6 protein-coding genes are annotated in these 7,300 nt (G+C 65.1%); 2 read left to right on the forward strand and 4 right to left on the reverse strand.

The window, feature by feature from the left end:
• Nucleotides 1-61 precede the first annotated feature (61 nt).
• The 3 genes from U9978_RS01305 to U9978_RS01315 form a co-directional block, all read right to left on the reverse strand.
• Nucleotides 62-2,188: an MMPL family transporter gene (locus U9978_RS01305; RefSeq protein WP_322759221.1), complete on the reverse strand. Its 2,127-nt coding sequence runs from the start codon at nt 2,186-2,188 to the stop codon at nt 62-64.
• A 209-nt stretch (nt 2,189-2,397) separates the two neighbouring features.
• Complete coding sequence (locus U9978_RS01310) at nt 2,398-4,326, reverse strand: site-specific DNA-methyltransferase (protein ID WP_322759159.1); 1,929 nt, start codon at nt 4,324-4,326, stop codon at nt 2,398-2,400.
• A gap of 52 nt (nt 4,327-4,378) precedes the next feature.
• Nucleotides 4,379-5,077, reverse strand: a complete 699-nt coding sequence (locus U9978_RS01315; protein ID WP_322759160.1) for a RibD family protein — start codon at nt 5,075-5,077, stop codon at nt 4,379-4,381.
• Nucleotides 5,078-5,313: 236 nt separating this feature from the next.
• Here U9978_RS01315 and U9978_RS01320 point away from each other — a divergent pair, with 236 nt between their 5' ends.
• Both U9978_RS01320 and U9978_RS01325 read left to right on the forward strand, forming a co-directional pair.
• Nucleotides 5,314-6,453, forward strand: a complete 1,140-nt coding sequence (locus tag U9978_RS01320) for a hypothetical protein (RefSeq protein WP_322759161.1) — start codon at nt 5,314-5,316, stop codon at nt 6,451-6,453.
• An 11-nt stretch (nt 6,454-6,464) separates the two neighbouring features.
• Nucleotides 6,465-6,890 carry a hypothetical protein gene (locus U9978_RS01325; protein ID WP_322759162.1) on the forward strand — a complete coding sequence of 142 codons (426 nt, stop codon included), beginning with the start codon at nt 6,465-6,467 and terminating at the stop codon, nt 6,888-6,890.
• A gap of 211 nt (nt 6,891-7,101) precedes the next feature.
• Here U9978_RS01325 and U9978_RS01330 read toward each other — a convergent pair.
• Nucleotides 7,102-7,300: pseudouridine-5'-phosphate glycosidase (locus U9978_RS01330; RefSeq protein WP_322759163.1), on the reverse strand; the 199-nt coding region annotated here is incomplete at its 5' end.

A 7,300-nucleotide genomic window follows, 5' to 3' on the forward strand; every position in this document is an offset into this window, starting at 1 on the left:
CACTCTAAGCACCCGCTTTAGACCTGTTTCAGACCTGCCCGGCGGATGGAAGGCGGTGCGATCATGGTTTTCCTCGCACCGCCGGAGGCCCCACAAGAACCTCGTCACCGGCGCTACCGGGGGGATCAGCGCTAGCTGTCATTCCCGGCGGCCCCGCAGGCAGCCTCGCCAGGCGGCTCGGCCACCAGATCTTCGGGCCGATGTCGAGTGCCAGCGCGGGTACGAGGATCGAGCGCACCACGAAGGTGTCGACCAGCACTCCGAACGCCACCAGAAAGCCCACCTCCGCGAGCTGCACCAGTGGCAGGATGAACAGCACCGAGAAGGTGGCTGCCAGCACGACTCCCGCCGAGGTGATGACGCCGCCGGTGACTGCGAGCCCGCGGCGCGCGCCTTGTCGGGGGCCGAGTCTCTCGGCTTCTTCCCGAACCCTGATCATCAGGAAGATGTTGTAGTCGATTCCCAGCGCCACCAGGAATATGAATCCCAGCAGCGGTAGGGATGGGTCTGCGCCGGCAAAGCCGAACAGCCAGTCATAGGCGAGCGCACTGGCGCCGAGCGCGGCGAGGAACGAGAGCACCACGGTCGCGATCAGGAGCAATGGAGTGACCACCGCTCTCAGTAGCAACCCGAGAATCACCGCAAGGACTCCCAGGACCACCGGGATGATTACTTTCTGGTCGCGCACAGATGCGGTGCGTACGTCCAGGTTCACCGCTGTGGTTCCGCCGACCAGTGCGTCCGCGTCAGGTATCGCGTGAACCGCCGTCCGGAGCTGTTTAATCGTGTCGAAGGATGCCTTGGTGTCGGGCGGTTGTGAGAGAACAACGATGAACTGGACCACGGTCGCTCCGCGGCCGGTTTCCCCGACAGCGGTGACCGCGGGATTCCTGCGAATGGTGGAAAGCACGTCGTCCGCGGCCGTGATATTGGCGATGACATATGTTGGCGCGGTGGCACCGGCCGGGAAGCTTCGCTGCGCGAGTTCCCCAGCCACCACGGAATCTACCGGTTTGGTGAATCCCTGGTCCCCGCGCAGGCTGGTGTCCAGATGCAGGGTCGCGAACGCGAGCCCGGCAAGCATCAGCGTGGTTGCGATCCAGACGCGGCGAGGCCGCGCGGCGATCCTGGCGCCGGCACGTGACCAGAAGCCGGACTCCTCGACGGTGTCCATGCCGTAACAGGGGATGAACGGCCAGAACAGCCGCCGGCCGCACGCGACAAGTGCGGCCGGGAGAAGCGTCATCATCGTCACCAGCGCCGCGGCTATTCCGATGGCGCCCACCGGGCCGAGACCACGGTCGGAGTTGAGGTCGCCTAACAGCATGCACAGCAGGCCCGCGACGACGGTCGCGGCGGAGGCGACGATTGCCGGCCCGGCCCGCCGGATCGCGACCCGCATCGCCTCGTGCGCATCTTCGTATCGGGTCAGCTCCTCTCGGTATCGGGCGATGAGCAGGAGTGCGTAGTCGGTGCCAGCGCCGAATACGAGCACCCGTAATATCCCGGCGCTCTGCCCATTGACGGTCAGGCCGCCGTACCTGGCTCCGAGGTAGGTCAGGGCGGTGGCCGCCTGGTCGGCGATGGCGACCGACAGCAGCGGCGCCAGCCACAGGAACGGGCTGCGGTAGACGATCAGTAGAATGGCCGCGACAACCCCGGCGGTGACGAACAGCAGTGTGGTGTCCACTCCGCTGAAGACGTCATAGGAGTCGGTCAACAGACCGGCTGGTCCGGCCAGGCCGGTCTGAAGTCCGGGCGGCGCCGCGCTACGCACGATCCGCCGGATCTCCTTGACGTCGTCGGTGAAATTCACGATGTCGGCCCGTTGCGCGAGGCTGATGATCAACAGTAACGCGTTGCCCCTGGGAGACGCGACGGGCACGCCGATCGGGATGACGGAGAACCGTTGGAGTTCGTGGCTGAGCGTTTCGGCTGTCGCCCGGTCGGCGGGGGTCAGTTCGGGATCACGGGCGAGGACGACGATTGCGGGTACCGCGTCCCCACCCGGCAGGAGCTTCTCGGCCGCGAGCACGCGGGTGGACTCGGCGTCGGCGGGCAGGAAAGCTGAGGCGTCGTTGGTCTGCGCGCCGGTCAGCCTGCCGGCGAGTGGGGTGGCGACGACCGCGATGATGATCCATAGAAGGAGGGTGACCCAGGTGAGTCGGGGTCGGGCCGGCTTTATCATGATCTTCCAGGCTTTTGCCACCAGCGCCCCCGCCTCCTGCCTCCGGTTCCAGACAAGGATGGTCGCAGTAAGGCCACGTCACGCGGTAGTGATACGGCGGCGCCATGCGCGCTGGCGGTGCTGTTGAGATGCTGGATCAGGGTTCGTCCATGCAGTTCGTCCAGGTCAGCGGCCCGACGACCAGGTGAGCGTCTCGGCGGATGTTGTTGTCACGGGACGGTTACCGCGACGGCCGTGGTGGTGTCGTTTCCGAAGACGTCGACGACCTTCACCAGCACGGTGTAGGAGCCAGGGCCGTCATACGTGTGCTCGGCGGTTAGCTCAAGCGTGCGTTGGGCGCGGGTACGAAAGCTCTGCCAGGCATTGCGGAAGGTGGCCGTGTCCCCCTCGGAAGCGAAGGTGAAGTCGACCGCCCAGTAGTCGACATAGTCGCTCCAACCGGAAATCTTGTCGCGGACACCGGCCGGTATCAGGTCGGGATTCGACAGGGTGAAGTTGGCAAGGGTCACCGCGACTGTCCGCCGCCGGAGTCTCGTCTCGACCGTGACATAGGCCAGTTCGTGGAAGGTGACCTCCCCGGCGGCGACGTTGCGCGGGTCCATGACCTCCCGCGGGATGCGATGGAGGGAAAGCCGTACCCCGGCCGCGCGAGCCTCGTCCTGCACCAGCTCGTGCAGGCCCATCTCCCATTCCCAGCCCAGCACGTCCAGACTGTGGTACCCGGCGGCGCGTGCCTCATCAAGGGCGTCCTTGATCTGAGCGTGGGAAACGGCCGCGTCCACCGCTCCGACGTGCACGGCGCGTTTGCCCTGAGTGCCGTGGATGAAGGTGAAACCTGTGGCGGGTGTCGCTCCGTACAGGTCGATCACGAAGTCGAGGTAGGCCCGGTACTGCTCGCCGGTGGTCGCGGCCTGCCACACCTGCCGTTCGTACCGGCCGAGGTTGGCGACGTCGAACGGCCGGCACCCGACGGTGTCGAGCAGACGTTTGCGGGTGGTGTGGATCGCGAAGCGACCGATGTCGACGGCGATCCAGCGTCGGCCCAGCTTCTCGGCCACCGCCGCGGTCGTGCCGGACCCGGCAAAGCAGTCCAGGACGATGCTGCCCTCGTCCGACGACGACCTGATGATCCGCTCGAGCAGCGCCTCAGGTTTCTGCGTGTCATACCCAAGCCGCTCCTGTGCCTGGGAATTGATCGGGAAGATATCCGACCAGACGTCGCCGAGAGAAACTCCCGGCATGTCCTCCAGGAATCTTTTGAGGCGCGGTCTCCTAGATTTCTCTTTCGGGTACCAGATGCGGTCCTCGCCGTGGAGTCGAGTCATTGTTTCAATCGAGTATCGCCAGCCAGATGCCGGTGGTTCATGGCCGCGCCATACGTAGGTCATGTTGGGGCGCGGGTTTGGGCTGGTTAGATTATCCAGCAGATAGCGTCGACCATTTTCATCCAAGTTGCCGTAGTGTGAATTTATATAGCTTTCGTCGTATGGCCGGAACTGCGGGTTCCACATGTGCTTCTCGGACTTGCTGAAACACAGGATGGAATCATGGATCGTGCCGAAGTCCTTGGTGTCGGAATGCGCTGTCACGCGCTGCCAGATGATTTCGGCGCGGAAGTTCTCGGGGCCGAAGATCTCGTCGAGGATGGCACGGGCGTGGTGGCTGACGTTCGGGGCCAGGTGCAGGAAGAGCGACCCCCGCTCGGAGAGCAGCTCCCGGAGCAGGATGAGACGTTGGTAGAGCATCTGGAGATAGGAGTCGACGCCTTTACCCCAGGTGTCCCGGTACGCCTTCTCCTCCACGATCGAGGAGATCTTGGCCAGATCCTGGTCAGCGCCGTTCGTACCGTCGCCGACCGCGATCTGGACCTTGTAATCCTGCCGGGAGTCGAACGGCGGGTCGATGTAGACGAGGTCGACCTGCCCGGCGAGCTCGTCCGCGAGGCTCGCGAGCACATGGAGGTTGTCGCCCCAGATCAGCCGGTTGCGCCAGCCGCCGCCGCTGTCACCCGGGTCGGCCTCGAACAGCGAGCCCCGGTCGGCCCGCGGGCTGTTGACCGTCTCGACGACCTGCAACGGCAGCCGCAGCCGCGGCACCTCCGCCGACTTGCCGTCCCATATCAGCCGCACCCTGCTCACCGGACCACCTCCAGCGTCCAGTATCGGGGATGGGAGATCCCGGCCGGACGGTTCACACCGGGGTCGTCCCGGCGGGCGGGCCGAGCAGGTAGCGCAGCAGGACCACGTCGCCGATTCGGCGGACCTCGGCCAGCACCATCCGGTGGCCCGGATGACGAGGGAACGTGCCGTTGCCGACGAAGCGGGGCGCGGCCGGGTCGCCGACGAAGAACGGCGCGATCACCAGGTGGATCTCGTCCGCGAGCCCGGCGGTGAGGAACCGGGTGTGGACCGTGCCGCCGCCTTCGACCATCAGCCGGCGCACGCCACGGGCGGCGAGGTCGGCCAGGACGACGGTCAGGTCGAGTGGGTCCCCGGCGTCCACGATGGATGCCACGTCAGCGAGACGCTCCCGGGCCCGGGCCACCGCGGGGCTGGCAGCGTAGACGATTTTCTCGATCGTCCCCTCGGTGAAGAAGGCCGCTGTCGGGTCGAGCTCGCCGCGGCTGGTGATAGTGATCTTGATCGGGCTCGCCGGCAGGCCGCGGGCCGTCCGCTCCTTGCGGCGGGTCGTCGACCGGACCAGCAGTCGGGGGTTGTCACGACGGACGGTGTTCGCGCCCACCAGGATGGCGTCGACGCCGGCACGGACCTCGTCGACCCGGTCGAAGTCGGCGTCGTTGGACATCAGCAGGCGCCGGTCGGTGGCGTCGTCGATGTAGCCGTCCACGGACATGGCGACCGACAGCAGGACGTACGGGCGTTCAGCCACGCGGAGCTCCAGCCTCGTCGTTGACCAAAAAATATACAGATGAGTAATCGGACGACCGTGAAACGTCGGCATAGCGGTAGGATTGCGGTGAGTACCAGGACCTCTTTCGCACGGTGACCTTCGTACAGGGATGGTGGCGTCCATGGCACGCGGATCTCGGCAGCGTTGCTGCCGGTGTGGCGTCCGGCTGGCACATCATGACCTGGTCGATCCCCGGGACGGTGGTGAGCTAGAGAATGACCGACGGTAGAGAGCGGACCTTCGCGGTCCTTCGGCTCACAGGCGAGCGTTTCACGCCACCGGGTGTGCCGGTCGCGGCGCTACCTGAAATCGTTGCCTACCAGGACATCGTCGCCGAGGTCGCGAAAGCCTTGTTCCGTCGTAGCCATCCGGGCCGTCATCGTGTTCCCAAGGGTTTCTTCGAACGGCTGGGTCTTCGACTTGAGGCGGTGGACGTTGGCAGCGCTATGCCAGTCCTGACGCGCTCAGCGGGACCGGGTGATGCGCTGTTCGACAGCGTCGACGAGTTCGACGCCGCTCGGGATCTGGTTGCCGAAATGCTCGCTGCTGCCGCTGAACGTGGAGATCTCCCTGACGGTTTCCCGCTGGTTCCACCGATGATTCTTCGTCGGTTCGGCCAGACACTTGAGAAAGACGAGGGACTCCAGGTCGGCACGCGGGAGAGCAACTGGTCATCCGTACCCGTGTACACGCAGTTAGTGCGACGACGACTCCTGCTACGCCGCTTGGGGAATTACACGGACGCAGTTGCCGCTACCGGGATCCTGATTGATCTCGCTCCTGGTAGGGGAACTTTTACGATCAGGACCGAGGCTGGCGTCTCGATAACCGCCAATTATGACAACGACAATTTCGCAGTGGTACGTGAAGCTGCCGAGCCGACGCCTAAGCGGCTTCTGCGGGTGGAGGGCGTGGCAGTATTCGGACCGGATGAACAGCCGCAACGCTTCGAAAGCGTCAGCAGCGTCGCGTTCGCCGAGGACTCCGCGGATCAGGAGTACGAACGTGCCCGCGCCGACATCGCTGAACACGCCGGGTTGCAGCCGGGCTGGTTGGGTGATGGCGAAGGTGAGAGGGTGACCGGGCGCGCGCTCCAGGTCTGCGCGACGCTTCTCGGGGCTCTGGAAAGCAGCGGCTCGCCCGCCCCGTATGTGTATCCGACTCCGGCGGGTGGTCTGCATCTGGAATGGACGGTTCAGATGACCGAGGTTTCTGCTGAGGTCACGGAGGAGGGAGCGCTGTTGCTTCAGGTAACCGATACCACGTCCGGTCGGTTCGACGGAGCGGACCTTGCCTCTGACGTGGGAATCATGCTTGCTGTCGAGTGGCTCCAACCGAAGTTGACCGCCGCGTGAGTGAGTATCGGATGGGTGTGCCCGACGGTTGGTTTCTTCTCACTGATACCGGCGAGCGTCTATGGCGCCAGGTGAACCCTTCCTGGGTCAGTAACGGACGTGTCACCAGTCAGGTTTTCAAACCCACCCCCAAGGACCATGGCCGGCTCTCACTGAGTCGGGCGAGTAAGGTCGGCGCCCGGCAGTCTCATGAACGTCATCTGGCAAGGGGTCTGGCCTCCGTCGGAGTTCTTTCGGTAACCGTCGGGCAGGCGCAGGATGTGAAGGTAACCGCGTGGGATGACCCGGTTGACGAAGATATTCCAGAAGATCATGCTCATCTTGACTGCACCGGCCTGAGCAGACGTGAACAGAAGGCGGTGGCAGATGTGCTCATCGCCCATGCCCGGGATCATGGCTGGGATTACCGGATACCCGGCGCACCAGCGCATCCATGATCGGCTTAGAGCGAGCGGCAATAGGGGACGCGGCGTCACGGGGCTGGGGTACGCACCTCGCCTCATCGCTCCCCATCCATCGCTGCGCGATGCACGGGGTACCCCGGCTCCGTCGGTCGACACCCAACACCTCCGGTGCCTCCCTTCTCCGCCTCGCGATCTACGTATCCCAGTCCCGCTCCTTGATCCACGCCCCTATTGCCGGGCGCTCTTATTCGTCAGGTGGATAGGTCGGCGAGTTGTTCGGACGGGTGGACCAGGCGGTGGCGATGTCGGCGGCGAGGGTGACGTTGTTGCGGACGACCGTGATGTTCGTCGCCAGGCTGGCACCGGCGGTTTCGCGGTGGAAGGTCTCGAGCAGGAACGGTGTGACGGCCTTCCCGCGCAGGTCGCGGCGGGCCGCCGCCGCC

This window comes from Protofrankia sp. Cr2, assembly GCF_963555885.1.
GTDB lineage: Bacteria > Actinomycetota > Actinomycetes > Frankiales > Frankiaceae > Protofrankia.

Coding starts and splice junctions, on each gene's coding strand:
- U9978_RS01305 (WP_322759221.1), bottom strand. CDS start 2,188: ATGATAAAGCCGGCCCGACCCCGACTCACCTGGGTCACCCTCCTTCTA.
- U9978_RS01320 (WP_322759161.1), top strand. CDS start 5,314: ATGACCGACGGTAGAGAGCGGACCTTCGCGGTCCTTCGGCTCACAGGC.
- U9978_RS01325 (WP_322759162.1), top strand. CDS start 6,465: ATGGGTGTGCCCGACGGTTGGTTTCTTCTCACTGATACCGGCGAGCGT.